This window comes from Aeromonas sp. 11P, assembly GCF_051920165.1.
Taxonomy (GTDB): Bacteria; Pseudomonadota; Gammaproteobacteria; order Enterobacterales; family Aeromonadaceae; genus Aeromonas; species Aeromonas veronii.
In genome coordinates, this window is record NZ_JBQBDJ010000004.1 from 553,281 (window position 1) to 573,047 (window position 19,767).

The 19,767-nt window shown below is 60.2% G+C and carries 17 protein-coding genes; 5 read left to right on the forward strand and 12 right to left on the reverse strand.

Features of this window, described 5'->3' with window-relative positions:
• Positions 1-35 precede the first annotated feature (35 nt).
• From rbsA to ACTG1P_RS02750, 5 genes are all read left to right on the forward strand, one after another.
• Positions 36-1,565: a ribose ABC transporter ATP-binding protein RbsA gene (rbsA, locus tag ACTG1P_RS02730; RefSeq protein ID WP_440000423.1), complete on the forward strand. Its 1,530-nt coding sequence runs from the start codon at positions 36-38 to the stop codon at positions 1,563-1,565.
• Positions 1,562-2,530: a ribose ABC transporter permease gene (gene rbsC / locus ACTG1P_RS02735; RefSeq protein WP_005336670.1), complete on the forward strand. Its 969-nt coding sequence runs from the start codon at positions 1,562-1,564 to the stop codon at positions 2,528-2,530. The genes rbsA and rbsC overlap by 4 nt, the downstream gene beginning before the upstream one ends.
• A 30-nt stretch (positions 2,531-2,560) precedes the next feature.
• Positions 2,561-3,436, forward strand: coding sequence for a ribose ABC transporter substrate-binding protein RbsB (gene rbsB / locus ACTG1P_RS02740; RefSeq protein WP_005336672.1), 876 nt, complete (start codon positions 2,561-2,563; stop codon positions 3,434-3,436).
• 107 nt (positions 3,437-3,543) lie between these two features.
• On the forward strand, positions 3,544-4,476 hold the full coding sequence (rbsK, locus tag ACTG1P_RS02745; protein ID WP_440000424.1) for a ribokinase: 933 nt from the start codon (positions 3,544-3,546) through the stop codon (positions 4,474-4,476).
• Positions 4,476-5,480: a substrate-binding domain-containing protein gene (locus tag ACTG1P_RS02750; RefSeq protein WP_440000425.1), complete on the forward strand. Its 1,005-nt coding sequence runs from the start codon at positions 4,476-4,478 to the stop codon at positions 5,478-5,480. The genes rbsK and ACTG1P_RS02750 overlap by 1 nt, the downstream gene beginning before the upstream one ends.
• Before the next feature lie 86 nt (positions 5,481-5,566).
• Here the strand turns inward: ACTG1P_RS02750 and ACTG1P_RS02755 are convergent, their stop codons facing one another.
• From ACTG1P_RS02755 to infC, 12 genes are all read right to left on the reverse strand, one after another.
• Entirely contained in the window at positions 5,567-7,216 is a 1,650-nt protein-coding gene (locus tag ACTG1P_RS02755) for a diguanylate cyclase domain-containing protein (protein WP_440002275.1), read from the reverse strand.
• The gene (locus ACTG1P_RS02760; RefSeq protein WP_440000426.1) at positions 7,216-7,692 is read right to left on the reverse strand and encodes a hypothetical protein; all 477 of its coding nucleotides are present in this window, start codon (positions 7,690-7,692) and stop codon (positions 7,216-7,218) included. Before ACTG1P_RS02760 ends, ACTG1P_RS02755 begins: the two co-directional genes overlap by 1 nt.
• Positions 7,693-7,782: 90 nt before the next feature.
• Positions 7,783-8,556, reverse strand: a complete 774-nt coding sequence (gene cobB / locus ACTG1P_RS02765) for a Sir2 family NAD+-dependent deacetylase (protein ID WP_440000427.1) — start codon at positions 8,554-8,556, stop codon at positions 7,783-7,785.
• Between the two features lie 60 nt (positions 8,557-8,616).
• On the reverse strand, positions 8,617-9,258 hold the full coding sequence (locus tag ACTG1P_RS02770) for a GNAT family N-acetyltransferase (RefSeq protein WP_440000428.1): 642 nt from the start codon (positions 9,256-9,258) through the stop codon (positions 8,617-8,619).
• 3 nt (positions 9,259-9,261) lie between these two features.
• A complete protein-coding gene (locus ACTG1P_RS02775) occupies positions 9,262-10,506 on the reverse strand; it encodes a response regulator (RefSeq protein WP_346214607.1) in 1,245 nt (414 codons plus the stop codon).
• Entirely contained in the window at positions 10,493-14,482 is a 3,990-nt protein-coding gene (locus tag ACTG1P_RS02780) for a response regulator (RefSeq protein WP_440000429.1), read from the reverse strand. Before ACTG1P_RS02780 ends, ACTG1P_RS02775 begins: the two co-directional genes overlap by 14 nt.
• 15 nt (positions 14,483-14,497) lie before the next feature.
• Complete coding sequence (ihfA, locus tag ACTG1P_RS02785; protein WP_005300715.1) at positions 14,498-14,794, reverse strand: integration host factor subunit alpha; 297 nt, start codon at positions 14,792-14,794, stop codon at positions 14,498-14,500.
• 3 nt (positions 14,795-14,797) lie between these two features.
• On the reverse strand, positions 14,798-17,185 hold the full coding sequence (gene pheT, locus ACTG1P_RS02790; protein ID WP_440000430.1) for a phenylalanine--tRNA ligase subunit beta: 2,388 nt from the start codon (positions 17,183-17,185) through the stop codon (positions 14,798-14,800).
• Between the two features lie 12 nt (positions 17,186-17,197).
• The gene (pheS, locus tag ACTG1P_RS02795; RefSeq protein ID WP_005336686.1) at positions 17,198-18,181 is read right to left on the reverse strand and encodes a phenylalanine--tRNA ligase subunit alpha; all 984 of its coding nucleotides are present in this window, start codon (positions 18,179-18,181) and stop codon (positions 17,198-17,200) included.
• A gap of 379 nt (positions 18,182-18,560) precedes the next feature.
• On the reverse strand, positions 18,561-18,917 hold the full coding sequence (gene rplT / locus ACTG1P_RS02800; protein ID WP_005336687.1) for a 50S ribosomal protein L20: 357 nt from the start codon (positions 18,915-18,917) through the stop codon (positions 18,561-18,563).
• Between the two features lie 15 nt (positions 18,918-18,932).
• The gene (rpmI, locus tag ACTG1P_RS02805; protein ID WP_005336688.1) at positions 18,933-19,130 is read right to left on the reverse strand and encodes a 50S ribosomal protein L35; all 198 of its coding nucleotides are present in this window, start codon (positions 19,128-19,130) and stop codon (positions 18,933-18,935) included.
• A gap of 86 nt (positions 19,131-19,216) precedes the next feature.
• Positions 19,217-19,765, reverse strand: a complete 549-nt coding sequence (gene infC / locus ACTG1P_RS02810; RefSeq protein WP_026034907.1) for a translation initiation factor IF-3 — start codon at positions 19,763-19,765, stop codon at positions 19,217-19,219.
• Positions 19,766-19,767: the final 2 nt, after the last annotated feature.

The window sequence follows — 19,767 nt, forward strand, 5'->3', positions numbered from 1 at the left end:
ATTCTTCAAAGAATGCCTCTTCAAGGAAGCTGCAAATGAGCACAACCTCCCCCCTCTCACCCATTCTGGAGCTGACCGGGATCGTCAAGACCTTCCCCGGTGTGCGCGCCCTCGACGAAGCGGGTCTGCGGGTCTATCCGGGCCAGGTGATGGCCCTGCTCGGTGAAAATGGCGCCGGCAAATCCACCCTGATGAAGGTGCTGACCGGTATCTATCAGGCCGATGCGGGCAGCGTCAGCTACCGCGGTCAGCCAGTCCACTTCAAGGGCCCCCGCGACTCTCAGGATCAGGGGATCAGCATCATCCACCAGGAGCTGAACCTGCTGCCGGAGTTGTCGATTGCCGCCAACATCTTCCTCGGCCGCGAACCCCGTACCCGTTTTGGCAGCATCGATCACCAACAGCTGCGCGAGCGGGCGAGCGGCCTGCTGGCGCGACTTGGCGTCAAGCATGGCCCGGATACCCGGCTCGGGGATCTCTCCATCGGCGAACAGCAGATGGTGGAAATCGCCAAGGCGCTGTCGTTCGATGCCAGCGTCATCATCATGGACGAACCCACCGATGCGTTGACCGATACCGAAACCGAACAGCTGTTCAAGGTTATCAGCGAGCTGCGTGAGCAAGGTTGCGGCATCGTCTATATCTCCCACCGCCTCAAGGAGATCTTCGAGATCTGCGATCGAGTCACTGTGCTGCGCGATGGCAAGTGGATCGGTGAGAAGGCGGTGAGCGATCTGGATGAAGACAAGATCATCGAGATGATGGTGGGCCGCCGGCTGGAAGAGCAGTACCCGCGTCTTGAGCGCGAGCTCGGCCCCGTCAGCCTGCAAGTGAAAGATCTGGCCGGTCCCGGCGTGCGCGGAGTGAGCTTCTCCCTGCGTCAGGGTGAAATTCTGGGTTTTAGCGGCCTGATGGGCTCCGGCCGTACCGAGCTGATGAAGCTGATCTACGGCGCCAGCCCCGTCAGCGCCGGTGACATTACGGTGGATGGCCACGCGCTAGTGCCCAAAAGCCCGGCCGATGGTCTGGCCGCAGGCATCGCCTATATCTCTGAAGATCGCAAGGGGGATGGGCTGGTGCTGGAACTGTCGGTGCGCGAGAACATGAGTCTGTGTGCCCTCGACGAGTTCATCAGCAACGGCAAGATCGACGGCAAGGCCGAACGGCAGGCGGTGAGCGACTATGTGCGCCTGTTCAACATCAAGACCCCGAGTCAGGATCAGCTGATAAAGCTGCTCTCCGGCGGTAACCAGCAGAAAGTGGCCATCGCCAAGGGGCTGCTGACAAGGCCCAAGGTGCTGATCCTCGACGAGCCGACCCGCGGCGTCGACGTGGGGGCGAAGAAGGAAATTTATCAGCTGATCAACCAGTTCAAGAAGGAGGGGATGAGCATCATTCTGGTTTCCTCCGAAATGCCGGAAGTGCTCGGCATGAGTGATCGCATCATGGTGATGCACGAAGGGCGCATCAGCGCAGAGTTCAACACCCGCGATGCCAATCAGGAGAAGCTGATGGCGGCGGCAGTCGGTAAACAGTGGCAAGCAGAGCAAGAGGCATCCCAATGACAACCCAAACCCTTTCCCGCCGTGGCGTCATGAGCAAGGCGTGGTGGATCGAGAACAAATCCCTGGTCGCGCTGCTGGTCCTGATTGGTGTGGTCTCCTTCCTGAGCCCCAACTTCTTCACCGCCGACAACCTCCTCAACATCCTGCGCCAGACCTCGGTCAACGCCATCATGGCGGTCGGCATGACGCTGGTTATCCTTACCGCCGGTATCGATCTGTCGGTTGGCTCTGTGCTGGCCCTGTGCGGCGCGCTGGCCGCAACCATGGTCGCCATGGAGTTGCCCATCTGGCTGGTGGTGCCCCTCACTCTGGGTGCCGGTGCCCTGCTGGGTGGCGTCAGCGGTCTCATCATTGCCAAGGGCAAGGTGCAGGCCTTTATCGCCACTCTGGTCACCATGACCGCCCTGCGCGGCATCACCATGGTCTATACCGAGGGTCGCCCCATCTCCACCGGTTTCAGTGACGGCGCCGATCACTTCGCCTGGCTCGGTACCGGTTACCTGTTCGGTCTGCCGGTGCCCATCTGGCTGATGGCCATCGTCTTCCTGCTCGCCTGGTTCATGCTCAACCACACCCGTCTCGGCCGCTACATCTACGCGCTGGGCGGTAACGAGTCTGCCACCCGTCTCTCCGGTATCAATGTGGATCGGGTGAAGCTGGCGGTGTATGGTCTGTGCGGCGCGCTCTCGGCACTGGCAGGGCTTATCGTTACCTCTCGTCTCTCCTCTGCCCAGCCGACGGCGGGCATGGGTTACGAGCTGGATGCCATCGCCGCAGTGGTGCTGGGTGGTACCAGCCTGATGGGCGGCAAGGGCCGCATCATGGGGACCCTGATCGGGGCCTTGATCATCGGCTTCCTGAACAACGCCCTCAACCTGCTCGACGTATCCTCCTATTACCAGATGATCGCCAAGGCCAGCGTGATCTTGCTTGCCGTGATGATCGATAACAAAAGCAATCGTTGATAAGACAAGCCACACACAAGGAATGAAATGATGAAAAAGCTCAATACCCTGCTCGCTGCCGCCATCATGTCCGTGCTGGGCACCGCCCATGCCGCCGATCAAACCCTGGCCATGGTGGTCTCCACCCTCAACAACCCCTTCTTCGTCACCATGAAAGAGGGTGCCGAAGCCAAAGCCAAAGAGCTTGGCTACGAGCTGGTGGTACTGGATTCCCAGAATGACCCGGCCAAAGAGCTCTCCAACATGGAAGATCTCACCGTGCGCAAGGTCGGCGCCATCCTGATCAACCCCACCGATTCCGAAGCGGTCGGCAACGCTATCCGTCTGGCCAACCGCGCCAGCATTCCGGTACTGACCCTGGACCGCGGCGCTGCGCAGGGTGAGGTCAAGGCCCACATTGCCTCCGACAACGTGGCGGGCGGCAAGCTGGCCGGTGACTTTATCACCGAGAAACTGGGCACCGGTGCCAAGGTGATCCAGCTGGAAGGGATTGCCGGTACCTCCGCCGCCCGCGACCGTGGCGAAGGCTTTGCCTTGGCCGTGGCGGCCAACAAGCTGCAGGTGCTGGCTTCCCAGCCTGCCGACTTTGACCGCACCAAGGGTCTGAACGTCATGGAAAACCTGCTGGCTGCCCACCCGACCGTTCAAGCAGTCTTTGCCCAGAACGACGAGATGGCGCTGGGTGCCATCCGCGCGGTACAAGCTGCCGGTAAAGAGGTAATGATCGTAGGCTTCGACGGCACTGACGATGGCAAAGCCGCCGTAGCCAAGGGTAAACTGGCCGCCACCGTGGCCCAGCAGCCTGCCCTGATCGGTGCCATCGGCGTCGAGACTGCCGACAAGGTACTGAAAGGTCAGCCGGTCGAGAAATCCATTCCGGTACCGCTGCAAGTGGTCAGCAAGTAAGTGCTCGAGGGGAGGTTCGCCTCCCCTTTTCCCTCAATTGCGGTGCCTCCCGGCTTGGGCTCACTCCATCACTGTGTTCAAGCCAAGATGCATCAGGAGTAGTCAACATGAATCGTCTCGTCGTTCTGGGCAGTGTCAATGCAGACCACGTGCTGCGCGTTCCCCACTTTCCTCGCCCGGGTGAAACCCTGACCGGTCACAGCTATCAGGTGGTACCCGGTGGCAAGGGGGCCAATCAGGCGGTTGCGGCCGCCCGCCTTGGCGCCGCCGTCTCCTTTATCGCCCGCATCGGCGATGACGCCATCGGCCACCAGATGAAAACCGGTTTTGCCAAAGACGGTATCGACGTCAGCGCCGTCGAGCTCGATCCCAAGCTCCCGACCGGTATCGCCATCATCTATGTGAGCGATGAGGGGGAGAACAGCATCGGCATCTCCGCCGAAGCCAACGGGGCCATCACCCCTGCGGTGGTGAAAAACCACGAAGCCATGATCGCCGGCGCCCACACCCTGTTGTTGCAACTGGAAGTTCCGCTGGAGAGCGTCCATGAAGCTGCGCGTTTGGCCCGTGCCCACGGCACCCGGGTGGTGCTCAACCCAGCTCCTGCCCGCCCACTCTCCGCTGAGCTGTTGGCGCTGGTGGATCTTATCACCCCCAACCAGACCGAAGCCGAGCTGCTGACCGGCGTCAAAGTCACCGACGAAGCCAGCGCCCGCGAGGCTGCCGCCCGCTTCCATCAGATGGGCATTGCGGATGTGATGATCACCCTGGGCTCCCAGGGGGTCTATTGCAGCAGCGCCAAGCAGCAGCAACTGATCCCGGGCTTTAGGGTCAAGGCGGTGGATACCACTGCCGCGGGCGATACCTTCAACGGCGCCCTGCTGGCAGCCGAACTGGCCGGTGCCGATTTCCACAGCGCGGTGCGCTTTGCCCACGGGGCGGCGGCGCTCTCCGTCACCCGGTTCGGTGCTCAGAGTTCCATCCCGAGCAAGCAGGAGGTCGACACCTTCCTGCTTGAGCAGACTGCACAGGGGCACTGATGGCCAATATCAAGGAGGTGGCGGCGCTGGCGGGGGTCTCTACCACCACCGTCTCCCATGTCATCAACAAGACCCGCTTTGTGGCCGAGGAGACCCGCGAGCGGGTCTTCGCTGCCATGCGTGAGCTCAACTATGCCCCGAGTCTGGTGGCCCGCAGCCTCAAGGTGAAGGAGACCAACAGTATCGGCATGCTGGTCACCACCTCCAGCAACCCCTTCTTTGCCGAGGTGGTGCGCGGGGTGGAGCGTTACTGCTTCGAGCAGGGCTACAACCTGATGCTGGGCAACACCGAGGGGCAGGCGGAAACAGCCCTCTCCTACCTCAAGATGATGCTGCGCAAGCGGGTCGATGGCCTGCTGATCATGTGCAGCGAGGGCCAACAGGAGGTGTTCAACCAGCTCGACTGGCTCAAGAGCCTGCCGGTGGTGGTGATGGATTGGGGTCTGGTCAGCGAAGATGTGGATCTTATCGCCGACAACTCCTTCCACGGTGGTTATCTCGCGACTCGCCATCTGATTGAGCTGGGCCACACCGCCATCGGTTGCATCACAGGCCCCCACAGCCGCGCCCCCGCCAACCAGCGGCATGCAGGCTTTGAGCAGGCGTTGCAGGAGGCGGGTCTCACGCTCAATCAAGATTGGATCCAGGAGGGAGATTTTGACTGCGCCAGCGGCCATCAGGCGATGACTCGTCTGCTGGCATTGCCCGAGCGCCCCACCGCCCTCTTTGTCTGCAACGACATGATGGCGATGGGGGCTATCAGTGCAGCCCATCAGGCGGGGCTGGTGATCCCGCGGGATATCTCCATCGTCGGCTACGACAACGTGGCGCTGGCCGAATTTATGTCGCCGCCACTCACCACCGTCAACCAGCCCAAAGAGGAGCTGGGGCGCCTCGCCGTCACCCGCCTGTTGGCTCGCATCAACGGCGAAGCGGTGGAGAACCACCTGATCACTGTTGACCCTGACCTGGTGATCAGACAATCCTGTGCCCCCCGCCCCTGATTTTCAGGGGCAATAAACGAAACAAGGCGACCTCGAGGTCGCCTTGTTTCGTTTTGTCTCTTGCCGATGCAATACCGCTTTTGCCCTCAGGCCAGCGACCTGGTTTCCCTAGCCGCCAGCCCTTGCAGTGGCACCAGCCCCAATCGTCTGGCCAGAGGTTGCAACAACTCGCCATCTTCATCACCCTGCGGCAGCCAGTAGCGAACGGGCCAGCCAGCGGCCAGCTGCGCCGCGGTGGTGCTGCCAATCTCTCTGAGCGCCAGAGTGCAACCCTGCTGCCGCAATCCCGCCAGCAAGGCGCCATCCGGCTGTAGCGTCGGTACCAGCAACACCAGCGGCGTACGGGAAGGCGCCGGCAGATAGGCCAGTAAATGGGTCAGCTGGGCCTGGTTGTCGAGCGGGACCAGCAGTGCCCGACCATCGGCATACTGCGCCTCGTGCGCTTGCAGCACCCGGGCCAACACGGGCCCCAGCACACCGCACTCCTGCAGCCAGCGCATGTGGCAGGGCGTCCCCTGCTCACGCCACTCAAGCGCCAATTGCCACAGCTCGGTGCCCTGTCCGCCCGTCAGCTCCTGCAGTGCCACTCGCAGCGGTGCAGACTCGCGCCCGGCCAGCCACTCTCGCAGCTGATGAAGCTGCTGCTGACTCAACTGCAATTGCTGCAGCATGGCAGGCTCAAACCAGCTGATCGTCCCCTCTTGGCTACGCTTGGCCTGGTTAAGGGCCAGGATCGCCTGATCCAGCAACCGGGCGGCATCCTGTTGCTGCGCCTTGGCGACCCCGAGCCGACAGGCCAGATCAAAGCTGCACTCCCGGGTCACAAACTCGAAATGGAGCAGATCCACCAGCTCATGAATGGCGGTTTCCAGCGCATCATCCGCCTTGGTCAGCACCACGGCAAATTCGTCACCACCGAGCCGGTAAGCGTGACTGCCATGGGCCTGTTGCAGCTTGTTGGCCACCATCTGCAACAGCCGATCACCGACCTGATAACCCAGCAGATCATTGACCTGCTTGAAGCGCTTGAGATCGAGCACCACCAAAGCGCTCACCTCGCCAGCATGCAGAGCGCGAGAGAGCTGCTCCTGCAGGGCACGGCGGTTGCCAAGCTGGGTCAGGGGATCGAGCAGGGCAAGCCGGCGGTTCGCCAGATTGGCGCGAATGAGGGCTGCGACCAGAGCGCCACCGGTCAGCAGCAGGATCAGTTGCCAGATCTGCAGCCAGAACAGGCTGTTGCGGATCTGGCTGACCGAATGCTCCCGCTCCTGGCCGGAGAGGATCTGATCCCCTATCTGTTCGATGAGACGGGTCTGGCTGGCGATCGCCTCCTGCAAGCGGGCAAGCTCAGCCCCCTCGCGCAGCGCACCAGCCTCCATCTGGGGTTCGAGCTGCTTGATCTGCTCGAACAGGGTGGCCAGCACCTTGCCGAGCCCGTGCCGCTGGCGCATCTCGGCGGTTTCACTGCTGATGAGGAAGATGTCGAGCCGGTTCCACAGCAGATCGTAATCGAGGCTCAGGGTCTCTATCGTCAGCCTGCCAGCCCGATAGAGCTGCAGGTCGTAGAGAAAACGCTGGGATTCGAGCATCACCTGGCTGATGTTCCAGTGGACATTGCGGTAGAAGGTATCGACCAGCTGCTCCTGCCGATGCTGCAGATAGAGGCTGCTGCCCGACGAGAGTAGAAACAGCAGCGACACCGCAACCAACAGCAGTTTGTGGCGGGACAACCCCATCAATCGACGATCTCGATGCGGGTCACCTGCCACACCATACCGTTGTGAATGGCAGGGACGTCCAGCTTGGGATAGGTGGTGAACGGGATGAGCAGCCAGAGCGGCCCCTTGTTACGCCGGGTCAGCGGTTTGCCGTCCTCCTGACGCACCAGGGTCAGCGGCACGCCGTCGAACAGGGCCAGATCCACCACCTGCTGATAGCCGTTGAGGGCCGAAACGGCGATCTTGCGAGCATCCGGGATCCCTTGCGCCGCCAGCACGGCTGACAGGGTCGGACCGCGATAGTGATGGGCGCCCTGGGTCCAGGGGGTCGTGGTGGTGAATTCGGTCTGTGGCAAGGCGGAGAGGGCCGCCTCATCGAGGGTCACCTGCTGGCCATCTGGCAGTACCAGGGTCATCAGGGGGATGGAGGCCGATGTGCTGGCACTGGCCAGCATCAGGAGAAAAAAAGCGATCCATTGCTTGACTGCGGTCATGGTAATTTGCGCCAACTGCGTCCCATTTTTTAATGGCTGCCAGTGTGGCGATTTCACCGAACCATTGCAACTGTCCCGTCGCACACTAGCTCAGGGACCGCGCATCTCCATCCAGTTGTGCCCCTCAACTTGCCTCGGTTGATGAATGCCGCACGCCTCCAGCAACTCATCGACATAGGCGGGCACCAGCAGGGAGGCTGGGCCATAGCGCTTTTCGTCAAACTGGCTACCTACCTCGCTCGGTTCGAGATTGAGCTCGATGGTGTGCGCCCCGTTCAATCCCGCTTCATGGACAAACCCGGCCGCCGGATAGACTGCGCCAGAGGTGCCGATGGAGATAAAGAGATCGCACTGGGCCAGCGCGCTGTAGATGCGATCCAGCCCGAGCGGCATTTCGCCAAACCAGACCACATGGGGACGCATCGGCTGGGGGAACTGGCAGCAGGAGCAGAGCTCGTCCAGATGGAGATCGCCGCGCCACTCGATCACCTGACCGGACTCGGGGCAGCGGGCCTTGAGCAGCTCGCCGTGCATATGGATAAGGTTCTTGCTGCCAGCGCTCTCGTGCAGATTGTCGATGTTCTGGGTGACCAGGGTGACCGTGCCGGGCAGCAGTCGCTCGAGGCGGGCCAGCGCATAGTGGGCCGGATTGGGGTGAACCTGGGGCTGTTGCAGCTGTTTGCGGCGGGAGTTGTAAAAGCGCAGCACCAGTTCGGGATCCCGGGCATACCCCTCGGGGGTCGCAACATCCTCGACCTTGTGCTCTTCCCACAAACCGTCGCAGGCACGAAAAGTCTTGATGCCGGATTCGGCAGAGATTCCCGCTCCGGTCAGGATCACGATATGTTTATATGACTGCGCCATAAGCTGCTCCGTCTATCCCCGCACAATAAATGTGACCTTAGCACAGGGAAAAAAGTGTCACTATTCGCCCTTGGTCTTAAGCGGCGCCGCTGGCGGTGGGGGTAACCAGGCATCCAGTACCGACAGATCCAGCCTGACAAAGACCATCTCCCGCCCGGTTACTAGGGTCAACGGTAAGCCAAGTCGCTTGAGCAGGGTCAGCATGGGCCGGTTCTGGGCCAGCACTTCCGCCGTCCACTCCCGGATCCCGTCCGCCCTAGCCAGTAGTGCCAGCGCCAGCAGAATCCGCCTCCCCGCCCCCTTGTGCTGGAAGTGATCCGCCACAATGCAGGAGAACTCCGCCCGATCGGGATGAAGGCGACGGCGGATTGATTGCGCCTGAGCCAGCGGCTCACCGGCCAGATCGGTCAGCAGCAGCGAGATCTGTTGTTCGGGATGGTAATTGAGAAATTGGGCCACCTGTTCCGGTGGCGGTGTCCGTTTCGGACGCATAAAGCGCAGATAGATGCTCTCTTCACTCAATGCATCGTAAGCAGCCAGCATGCGGGCAGGCGCCACCCCATGCAGCTCGCGCAGCAGGCAAGGCACCCCGGAGACCTCCATAGCCAGTGGCAGCGCAGCTCGGGAAAGCGGATGGGGCCAGCCCTCCAGTCCTTTGCCAAGGCGCTCCCGGTGCATGGGCCAGCAGAGGTAGCGCGGCATGGCTTACCAGCGCCCCGTCATACCGCGCTCTCGCCACACCTCGACGTCGAGCAGGTTGTAAGGATCATCCAGATAGACGGCGATCCCCAGCTCCCGAACCCGGGCCATAAAGCGTCCCAGCAGGGAGTCACCGGTCAAGGACTCCATCTCCGGCAAGATCCCCTGCCCCAGCAGCAAGGCTTGCAGCGGCAAACGCTCCAGCAGATCGAATGGCAGATGCTGGCTGTTATCGAGCAGCAGCGCCAGCTTGCTCCCCGCCAGACTGGCTTGCAGCACCAGTGCGAAGCGATCGGCATTGCTAAGCAGGTGGTCACGACGGTGGATCAGCAGGGTCAGTTCGGCTGGGGTGCGCGACTGCTCCGTCAGCCACTCCTTGAGCGCCTCCCAGCGGCTGGGCAAGCCTGTTACCGCCAGCCAGACAGGATGAGGGGTCGCGGGACTGGAGAGCAGCCCAAGCTGACCCTGCACCTCCCCCTGCCAACGGCGGATGGAGCGGCGCTGGCCGCTCAAACGCTGCTGACGCAGCGGGCCCAGATAAAGTCGACGCAGCAACCTGAGCAGCTCGTCGCAATCAAGCGGCTTGGCCAGTGCAGCCAGAATGTTGAAACCGGCATCGTGCAGCAGGCGGCGAGCACCGTCGATCAGCGTCTGCTCATGGGCCGAGAGCAGCACGATGGGCAGCCCGGCCTTCTGCAACTGGGGCTGGTTCATCAGCAGACTGATGGCATCTTGCTCCACCAGACTGAGATCGCACACCAGCAGACTGATGTCGCCCGCCGACAATGCCGCAAGGCAGGCCGATTCATCCTGTACCCACTGACAGGAGAGCCCCAGCCCGGCGATGGCCTGTTGCAGTTGCATTCCCTGAAACGGGTGATCCTCGAGCAGCAGCACCTTGTTAGCGGCCAGCCAGTTGCACCAGTCACGGTAACTGGCGGCAAGCCCCCCCAGCCAATCCTCGCCAATAGCGTAAATGCCCTCATGCTGCTGCAACTGGGGGAAGTAGTCCGCCTGCTGATGAGCGGCGGGGTCGTAAAGGGCAATGGCACCGGCCGCAAACAACCCTTCCCACTGCCAGCAGGCATCCGGTCGGGTACGGTGCAGCGTGACATAGGAGGGCAATGTCATGGTACTGGCCAACTCATGGGCGGTGCTGTCGAGTGCATAGAGCACAATGGGGCAAAATCCTGCCGCCTCATGCTCTTCCGAATCGAGCAACGCCAGTAATTCTTCATCAGTGATGATCATCTTGAGCCCTCTTTGAAAACTGCTGGCTGAACTCATCCAGTGCCCGGTTCAATCTGGCTTGCAGCATCGGATGGGGCGCCTGTTGCCACTCTTCAATGACCGCCACCAACGCCGTCGCCCCTACCATTCTGGCGGCCCCCTTCAACTTGTGTAAAGCAGCATTCACGCCAACTTCATCTTCTTCTGTGCTGCAGCGCTCAAGTTCGGCCAAATCATCACGGGTAGCCTTCAGATAAAGGGCGGCCAGTTCATCGGTCAGCAGCGAGGCAACCGGTGTCGGGGCGACAGCATTGCTCCCCTCTTTGGCAATATGGCGCAGCAAGGTCGCCAGCTCCTTGAGGGCGACCGGCTTGTCCAGATGGCCATCGCAACCGCAGGATTGCAGCTCCCTTGCCGCCTGATCACTGAGATCTGCGGTGATCACATAGACCGGCAGACGGGCCCAACGGGCGGATTGGCGCAATTGCCTGCACAGCTCGGCCCCGTTCATCACCGGCATCTGCAGATCGGTCAGCACAAAATCCACCTCATGCTGCGCCAGCATCTCCAGCGCCAGCTGCCCGTTGGCGGCAGTGATGACGCTGGCACCAAGCTGCCCCAGTTGCAGGCTGATCAGCTCGCGATTGACATCGTGATCTTCAACCAGCAGTACCCGCATGCCAAGCCCGGGCTGGGTGCCGGCGACCGGTTGATCCGGGGTCAACCGTGGCTGCAGCAGGGTGATGATGGTCCCGGGCACCCAGGACTCCCCTTGCCAGGCCCAATAGTAGAGCCCCTTCTCGTCCACCTCCGCTTGCAGCGTATCAACGGCGTTGCTGACGGTGGCAATCCCCAATCGGCTGAGCCAGGGCGACAGCGTTTGCGCCTCATCGTGGGGTAAAGAGAGCGCCAGCTGTCGCACATTGGGCTGCCAGTCCGGCTCCTGCTGTACCCGCCTCAGCGGCAACTCGCAATAGAAGCGGCTACCGCCACCGACGCGCCCCTCGACATCGATAAGCCCCCCCATCTGCTCGACCAGCTGCTTGCAGATGGCCAGACCAAGACCGGTGCCCGGCGCCCGCAGTTGCCCTTCAACAGCAAACTGTTCGAACGGCATAAAGAGCGTGGTGCGCATCTTGGCGGTGATCCCCGGCCCCTGATCATCCACACCGAAGCGCAAGGTCGATGCGACCACCTCGGCCCACAGCACCACTTCCCCACGCAGGCTGAACTTGATGGCATTGGAGAGCAGGTTGTGGAGCACTTGCCGTACCCGGTGAGGGTCGAGGGTCTGCAGGGCAGGCAGAGCCGGGTCCAACTTAAGGCGCAGTTGTAATCCCTTGGCCCGCGCCTTGGTCCAGTGCACTGCCGCCACGTGCTCGCACAGCTCGGTGAAATCGGTGGGTTGGGGCGAGAGGGAGAGTTTGCTGTTCTCGTTGCGGCTAAAGTCGAGCACATCGTTGAGCAGGCCGAGCAGCTCATCCCCCGCCTGACGCACCCGCGCCAGCGCCGAATCCTGCTCTCTGGACAAAGGGGTATTGGCCAGCCACTCCAGCAAGCCGAGCATGGCGTTCATCGGCGTGCGGATCTCGTGGCTGATGGCGGCCAGAAAGCGCCCCTTGGCCAGAACTGCCTGCTGTGCCTGCTCATGGGAGTGTTGCAATGCCTGATCCTGCTCGACCCGGGCAGTGGCATCCTGCATCACCGCATAGATCCGCCAACCCTGCGGCTGACTGCGGCCACGACCATAGAGCTGCAACCAGCGCAGCCCCTTGGTCGGATGGTGATAGCGCATGGTGAACGCGAAGGGTTTGCCAGCCTGCAGCATGGCGAACATCTCACGGCTTACCCGACGGCGATCCTCGCGCTCCAGCATAATGAGCACCCGTTTGGGCTCACGACGGATCTGCTGACTCGCCAGCCCCAGCAGCTCGTAACAGCCCCGGCTGATAAACTCGATACCCCCTACCCGTCCCCGCTCGAACATAAACTGCAGCACCACGCCGGGAACGGTGTTGGTCAGGGCGCGCAGGCGGCGCTCTGCCTGACGCAGAAAACGGGCCTGCTCACGCAGCACACTGATATCCGACAGGGCGATAAGATCGGTGGCGGGTGCTTGCTTGTCCAGCCGCAGCGGATGCTGGGCATAGGCGAAGACCTGCTCCCCCAGCACCAGCTCCCCTTCGCTCTTTTGCGGCTGAACCGGCGGCAGCATCAACTGCTGCGAGTAGCGCAGTGCCAGACGTCGCCCCTGTTTATTGGATTTAATCACCTTGCCCTGGCTGTTGCGCAGATAGACGGGCACCGGCAACGCCTGAAACATGGTTTCCCGCAGCTCGCTCTCGATGGCCAGCGCCTTCTCGGCGGCGTGACGCTGGGCCACTTCCCGTGCCAGTTGTTGGCGGGAACGCCAGATCCCACCGATGACAATACCGCTGATCAGCAGTGCCATGGCGATGGAGCCAAACCAGGCGGCGTAGCTCACGCCGGGCTGCTGCACAACGAGCAAGCGGCGCCAGCGCTGGTTAAGTTCGTCAATCTGGGTGCTGGTCAGGGCCATCAGGTTGCGATCCATCACCCCGGCCAGTTCGGTCTGACTCTTGTTGATGGCAAAGCCAAGGCTGAAGCGATCTTCCAGCTCCTCGATATCGAGCCCTTCCAGCAAGTTGGTACGCTGGGGATATTGCAGCTGATATAGCTCGCTCAGCATGGCGTCAGCCTTGCCCTGTTTGATCGCTGCCAGCCCCTGCTCAATGCCGTCGGTGCGAACCCACTCCTGATCACCGAGCAGGGCGAGCAAGGAGGGATCGTAGAGGGATTCCGGCACCAGAATACGCTGGTGCTTGAGTTGGGTAATGCGATCGGCAGCCAACTTGCGCTTGCTGATCAAGGCAAACCGGTTGGTGGAGATCGCCCGACTGAAAATGAACTGATCCGTCAATGCCGGGGATTCCGGCAAACCGGCCATCATATCCGCCTCACCACGGCGCAGCTTTTCTACGGCCTCCGCCTTGCTGGCGGCAGGCACCAGCTGGTATTTCAGGCCGGTCTCCTGGGTGACCCAGCGCAGCACATCCGCGCTCCACCCCTTCGCCTCCCCCAGATCATTGACGCCGCTATAGGGCATCAACTCGGGATTGACCACCAGGCGAATGGTGCGACCGCGGCCAGATAACCAGGCCTGTTCGGTATCGCTGAAGTGGGGCTGGTTGACGTAGAGCGACCCCTGATCGAGATAGCGAGCCAGATCGGTATAGATAGTACCGGCCGGCATATGACGGATCAGCGTGTCCACCAGATTGGCCAACTCAGGCTGATCGCGCATCATCAGGCGATAGCTGATGATCCGATCCTCACCAAACAGGCGGCGCAGACGCAACCCATCGGCCGGAAACTCGCGCATCAGATAGCGCAGTTGCAGATAGTCCCCCAGATAGGCATCACCTTTGCCGCTCTGCAGCGCGTCGTAGATCTTCTCTCCGCTTTTTAGGGAAATAATGCGCGCCTGAGGATAGAGCTCGTGCAACAGGCAGGCAGAGTCTGCCACCGAGTAGACCAGAAAGCGGGCCTGTTTGAGATTTTCACCCTTGTAGAGGATGGCGGCATCGGTCTCCATCATCGGACGGCTTAACCGCATGCCCTCCACGGCCTTCTTGCGGGTTCCGACATAGGGAATGATATCGCAGTCGCCCTGGGCGAGCCCGTTGCGCAATGTCTGCCAATCGGACAGCTCTTTGAGCACCAGCGGAATCGGGAACAGCTCCTGCAACCGAGCGAGGCGATCCTTGAGCAGCCCCCCTTCGGCCATCAGGTATGGTGGAGGAAGCGTTGCAGGATAGCAGAGCGAAAGCTGGCTAAGTGAATTGACATAAGCTTGGGTCGCCGGTGCCAACGGCAGCACTGTGGTCTGCAAAGGCTTGGCGTGCAACGGCAGTGCCAGCACGGCACCCAGAAGAAAAACGGGGAATTTGGTCATCTGAAAACAAAAGCCAGGCATCTGCCTGGCTTTTTATCACTCGTTGGGTTCAACATTTTCTACCCTGGCCTTGAGCTTCTGGCCAGGCCGGAAGGTCACCACGCGGCGGGCGCTGATAGGAATATCCTCGCCCGTCTTGGGGTTGCGTCCGGGACGCTGATTCTTCTCACGAAGGTCAAAGTTACCGAAGCCTGAAATCTTGACTTGTTCACCACGCTCAAGCGCCTGTCGGATTTCCTCAAAGAAGGCTTCCACCATATCTTTGGCTTCACGCTTGCTCATCCCGAGCTGGGTGAACAGGTGCTCTGCAATGTCGGCTTTGGTAAGCGCCATAGATCAATCCCTCAAGGATGCATTCAACTCTTCACCAAGGGCCCGCACGACATTGTCTACGGTCTCGGCAATCTCTTTCTCCTCCAGGGTGCGCTGGGTGTCTTGCAATACAAGACTGATGGCCAGGCTCTTCTTGTCCTCTGCCATACCAGCACCCTGGTATACGTCAAACAAGTTTATTCCAACTACCTGATTTCCGCCAACTTTTTTAATTACCGCAAGCACATCACCTGCCAGAACCTGACGATCGACCACGACGGCGATGTCGCGACGGTTCGCCGGGAACTTGGAAACTTCGGCTGCCACAGGCACCTTGGCCGGGGTCAGCTTGTCCAGCTCCAGCTCAAACATCACCGCGCGGCTCTTGAGGCCCAGCTTCTTCTCGAGGCTCGGGTGGATCACACCGATGTGGCCGATGATCTCGCCATTACGCAGGATGGCTGCGCTCTGGCCCGGGTGCAGGGCGCTGTGCTCGGTGCGCTCGAAGCTAAAGGTGGCACCTTCGGCGGTCAAGTCCAGCACCGCTTCCAGATCCCCTTTCAAATCAAAGAAGTCGGCTGCGCGGGTTTTGATGTCCCAGTGCTCGTCACTCTGGTTGCCAGTGATGATACCGGCCAACATCGGCTCCTGACGGATGCCGTTCTCGGCGCTTTCATCCTTGATGAAACGCAGACCCTGCTCGAACAGACGCACACGCGGCTGCTGACGGTTCTGGTTGTAAACAACGGCTTGCACCAGACCCGGGAACAGAGAGACGCGCATGGCGGACATCTCGACCGAGATCGGGTTCGGCAGCACGATGGCATCGCTCTGCGGGAACAGGGTTTGCTGGGTCTTGGGATCGACGAAGCTGTAGGTGATCGCCTCCTGGAAACCGCGGTCAACCAGCAGGTCACGCACGCGCTTCAGGGTCACCTGCCCTTCTGCCTGCTCCACCATCGCCAGAGAGGCCGCGGGTTTCAGGTTCGGGATGTTGTTGTAGCCGTAGATGCGAGCTACTTCCTCGATGAGGTCTTCCTCGATGGCGATATCGAAACGCCAGGAGGGTGCCAGCGCAGTCCAACCGTCAGCATCCACAGTAACCTGCATGCCAAGGCGAGTCAGGATCTCGACCACCTGAGCGTCAGCCACGCTGATACCGATCACCTTGTCGAGTTTGGCACGACGCAGCTTGATGGGTGCCGCTTTCGGCAGATGGGCATCGGACTTGACCTCGATGACCGGACCCGCTTCGCCGCCGCAGATGTCCAGCAGCAAACGGGTGGCACGATCCATCACCTTGGCTTGCAGCTCGGGATCAACCCCGCGCTCGAAGCGATGGGAAGAGTCGGTGTGCAAACCGTAAGCACGGGCACGACCGGTGATGGAGAGCGGCGCGAAGAAGGCGCACTCCAGCAGGATGTCGGTGGTGGTCTCGGATACACCGGTGCGATCGCCACCGAAGATACCGGCCATGCAGGCAGGACCTTTGGCATCGGCAATCACCAGAGTGGTCTCTTTGAGCTTCACTTCGTTGCCATCGAGCAGGGTCATCGGCTCATCGGCGTGGGCGCGGCGCACCACCAGCTCCCCTTCCAGGGTAGCCAGATCGAAGGCATGCATCGGCTGACCGTATTCCAGCAGCAGGTAGTTGGTGATGTCGACGATGGCGTCGATGGAGCGAATGCCGCCACGGCGCAGCTTCTCTTGCATCCAGAGCGGGCTCTGGGCCTGCAGGTTCAGCCCCTTGATGACGCGCCCCAGATAACGGGGGCAATCGGCGGTTGCTTCAACCCGGATCGGGAAAGTTGCATCAATGGTTGCAACAGCTGGTGCCCAGGTCGGCTCGACCACGTCCACGCTGTTGAGCACGCCGATTTCGCGGGCCAGACCGGCGATACCAAGGCAATCGGCACGATTCGGAGTCAGATCCACGTCGATGGAGACGTCGTTCAGATTGAGGTAGTCGCGAATATCGGTACCGATGGGAGCATCGGCCGGCAGCTCGATGATGCCATCGGCTTCGACGTCGATACCCAGCTCGCTGAAGGAGCAGAGCATGCCGTGAGACGGCTGGCCACGCAGCTTGGCTTTCTTGATTGTGAAATCACCCGGCAGGGTCGCCCCTACTTTGGCCACGCACACTTTCAAGCCCTGACGGCAGTTCGGTGCGCCACAGACGATATCCAGCAGCTCGGCTTCGCCCACGTTGACCTTGGTCACCCGCAGCTTGTCGGCGTCCGGATGCTGGGCACACTCGACCACTTCACCCACCACCACATTGTTGAACTGGCCAGCCACCGCTTCCACGGCGTCCACTTCCAGACCGGCCATGGTGATCTGCTCGGCCAGTGCATTGTCACTCAACTCGGTGCGGACCCACTCCATCACCCAGGATTTACTGAATTTCATGTTCTCTCGCCCTTACTTGAACTGCTTGAGGAAGCGCAGGTCGTTTTCGAAGAAGGCACGCAGGTCGTTGACCCCGTAACGCAGCATGGTCAGGCGCTCAACGCCCATGCCGAAGGCAAAGCCGGAGTATTTTTCCGGATCGATACCGACCGAACGCAGTACGTTCGGGTGCACCATGCCGCAGCCCAGCACTTCCAGCCACTTGCCGTTCTTGCCCATCACGTCCACTTCAGCGCTCGGCTCGGTGAACGGGAAATAGGAAGGACGGAAGCGAATGGTCAGGTCTTCCTCGAAGTAGTTGCGCAGGAAGTCGTGCAGGATGCCCTTCAGCTCGGTAAAGCTGGCATGCTCGTCAACCAGCAGACCTTCAACCTGATGGAACATCGGGGTGTGGGTCATGTCGTAGTCGTTACGATAGACGCGGCCCGGTGCAATGATGCGGATCGGCGGCTGCTGATGTTCCATGGTACGGATCTGCACGCCCGAGGTGTGGGTACGCAGCATCAGATCAGGATTGAAGTAGAAGGTATCGTGATCGGTACGCGCCGGATGATGAGCCGGAATGTTCAGCGCATCAAAGTTGTGGAAACCATCTTCAATCTCGGGACCACGGGCAACCTTGAAGCCCATCTCGCCAAAAAGGCGCTCGATGCGCTCGATGGTGCGGGTTACAGGATGCAGACCGCCATTCTCGATGCGGCGACCCGGCAGGCTGACGTCGATGGTCTCGGCAGCCAGCTTCTGGTTCAGCACGGCAACTTCGAGCGCTTCACGACGCTCGTTTAGCGCATCCTGAACCTGCTGTTTGGCCTGGTTGATCACGGCGCCCGCGGCGGGACGCTCTTCGGCAGACAAGGCACCCAGGCCCTTCATCTGCTCGGTAAAAAAGCCTTTTTTACCCAGATATTTGACCCGGATTTCGTCGAGGGTCGCGATATCGCTCACGCCCTCAATTTCGGCTCTGGCTTGGCCGACTACTTCTTCAAGCTGTTGCATGTCTTCCTCGTCACCACTCCCGGTACAGGAGCCTTTAGGCTAAATAAGGTCAAGAGGGGAATAATACAAAAAAAGCCCCTTCGCTGACCATAGTTAAGGTGGGCTTTTCTCCCTACAAATCATTTTGTTATATCAAGCGAGTCTCATCGGCTCACCGCCACTCCTGAAATAGTGGAACAAACATTTAGTTTGTTGGCATATAAAGCATTTGTAGAACAGGTCATCTCGCACATATCACCTTGTATGGAGAAAACTGTAACTCGTGTAAAACAGTGGACAGAACGTGGGCGGGAGAAAGGAAAAAATGATGTAAAACCGTGAATGACAGATACAAAAAAGGAGGCCTGAGCCTCCTTTTAGCGTTTATAACAGAACTGGATTAAACCAGAGCTGCTTTAGCTTTTTCAACCAGGGCGGTGAAAGCCATTTTGTCGTGAACGGCGATATCGGACAGGATCTTGCGATCGATCTCGATAGAAGCCTTCTTCAGACCGTTGATCAGACGGCTGTAGGACAGACCGTTCTGACGGGCTGCAGCGTTGATACGCGCAATCCACAGCTGACGGAACTGACGCTTTTTCTGGCGACGGTCACGGTAGGCATACTGACCAGCTTTGGTTACCGCTTGTACCGCTACGCGGTAAACACGGGAACGGGCGCCGTAGTAACCTTTGGCGGCTTTCATTACTTTCTTGTGACGAGCGCGAGCAGTCACACCACGTTTAACTCTTGGCATTTTTCACATCCCCCCTTATGCGTACGGCAGACAAGCGACAACACGTTTGTGGTCGGCAGCAGAAACCATGAATTTCGGCCCCAGCTGACGCTTACGCTTGCTGCTCTTCTTGGTCAGGATGTGACGCAGGTGGTTGTGCTTGCACTTGAAGCGACCCGAGCCAGTCTTCTTGAAGCGCTTTGCAGCACCCCGGTTGGTTTTCATCTTCGGCATTTCATACTCCGCATTGTGAGTGACAACAAAATCGCAAGGCGAACCAACTCATGGGGCAAGCCCCATGAGTCAATTTCTTGTGGGCCTTAAGATTTCTTCTTAGGTGCGAGGACCATCACAGCTTGACGGCCTTCGACTTTCGGGAACGACTCGACTACGGCCAACTCTTCCAGATCGTTCTTGACGCGCTCCAGAACCTTGATACCAAGATCCTGGTGGGCCATTTCACGACCACGGAAGCGCAGGGTGACCTTAGCCTTGTCCCCGTCTTCCAGAAAGCGAACCAGGTTGCGTAGTTTTACCTGATAGTCGCCTTCGTCAGTGCCAGGACGGAATTTGATTTCCTTAACCTGGACGACTTTCTGCTTTTTCTTCTGTTCTTTGGTTGTTTTGCTCTTTTCGTAGAGGAATTTGCCGTAATCCATGATCCGGCAAACGGGCGGCTCAGCATTTGGACTGATCTCTACCAGATCAACTCCGGCCTCTGCGGCCAAGTTCAAAGCATCCTGAATGGAGGTGATGCCAATGGCTTCACCATCCAGACCAGTCAGACGAACTTCTTTCAGACGGATCTCTTCATTGATCCGGTGAGCGCGGGCTTGCGGTTGCTTGCCCAGTTTTTTTCCGCCTTTTATAG

Coding starts and splice junctions, on each gene's coding strand:
- ACTG1P_RS02760 (WP_440000426.1), bottom strand. CDS start 7,692: ATGACCGCAGTCAAGCAATGGATCGCTTTTTTTCTCCTGATGCTGGCC.
- rbsC (WP_005336670.1), top strand. CDS start 1,562: ATGACAACCCAAACCCTTTCCCGCCGTGGCGTCATGAGCAAGGCGTGG.
- ihfA (WP_005300715.1), bottom strand. CDS start 14,794: ATGGCGCTTACCAAAGCCGACATTGCAGAGCACCTGTTCACCCAGCTC.
- cobB (WP_440000427.1), bottom strand. CDS start 8,556: ATGGCGCAGTCATATAAACATATCGTGATCCTGACCGGAGCGGGAATC.
- rpmI (WP_005336688.1), bottom strand. CDS start 19,130: ATGCCGAAGATGAAAACCAACCGGGGTGCTGCAAAGCGCTTCAAGAAG.
- pheT (WP_440000430.1), bottom strand. CDS start 17,185: ATGAAATTCAGTAAATCCTGGGTGATGGAGTGGGTCCGCACCGAGTTG.
- rplT (WP_005336687.1), bottom strand. CDS start 18,917: ATGCCAAGAGTTAAACGTGGTGTGACTGCTCGCGCTCGTCACAAGAAA.
- rbsB (WP_005336672.1), top strand. CDS start 2,561: ATGAAAAAGCTCAATACCCTGCTCGCTGCCGCCATCATGTCCGTGCTG.
- ACTG1P_RS02780 (WP_440000429.1), bottom strand. CDS start 14,482: ATGCCTGGCTTTTGTTTTCAGATGACCAAATTCCCCGTTTTTCTTCTG.
- pheS (WP_005336686.1), bottom strand. CDS start 18,181: ATGCAACAGCTTGAAGAAGTAGTCGGCCAAGCCAGAGCCGAAATTGAG.
- rbsA (WP_440000423.1), top strand. CDS start 36: ATGAGCACAACCTCCCCCCTCTCACCCATTCTGGAGCTGACCGGGATC.
- ACTG1P_RS02770 (WP_440000428.1), bottom strand. CDS start 9,258: ATGCCGCGCTACCTCTGCTGGCCCATGCACCGGGAGCGCCTTGGCAAA.
- ACTG1P_RS02750 (WP_440000425.1), top strand. CDS start 4,476: ATGGCCAATATCAAGGAGGTGGCGGCGCTGGCGGGGGTCTCTACCACC.
- ACTG1P_RS02775 (WP_346214607.1), bottom strand. CDS start 10,506: ATGATCATCACTGATGAAGAATTACTGGCGTTGCTCGATTCGGAAGAG.
- ACTG1P_RS02755 (WP_440002275.1), bottom strand. CDS start 7,216: ATGGGGTTGTCCCGCCACAAACTGCTGTTGGTTGCGGTGTCGCTGCTG.
- rbsK (WP_440000424.1), top strand. CDS start 3,544: ATGAATCGTCTCGTCGTTCTGGGCAGTGTCAATGCAGACCACGTGCTG.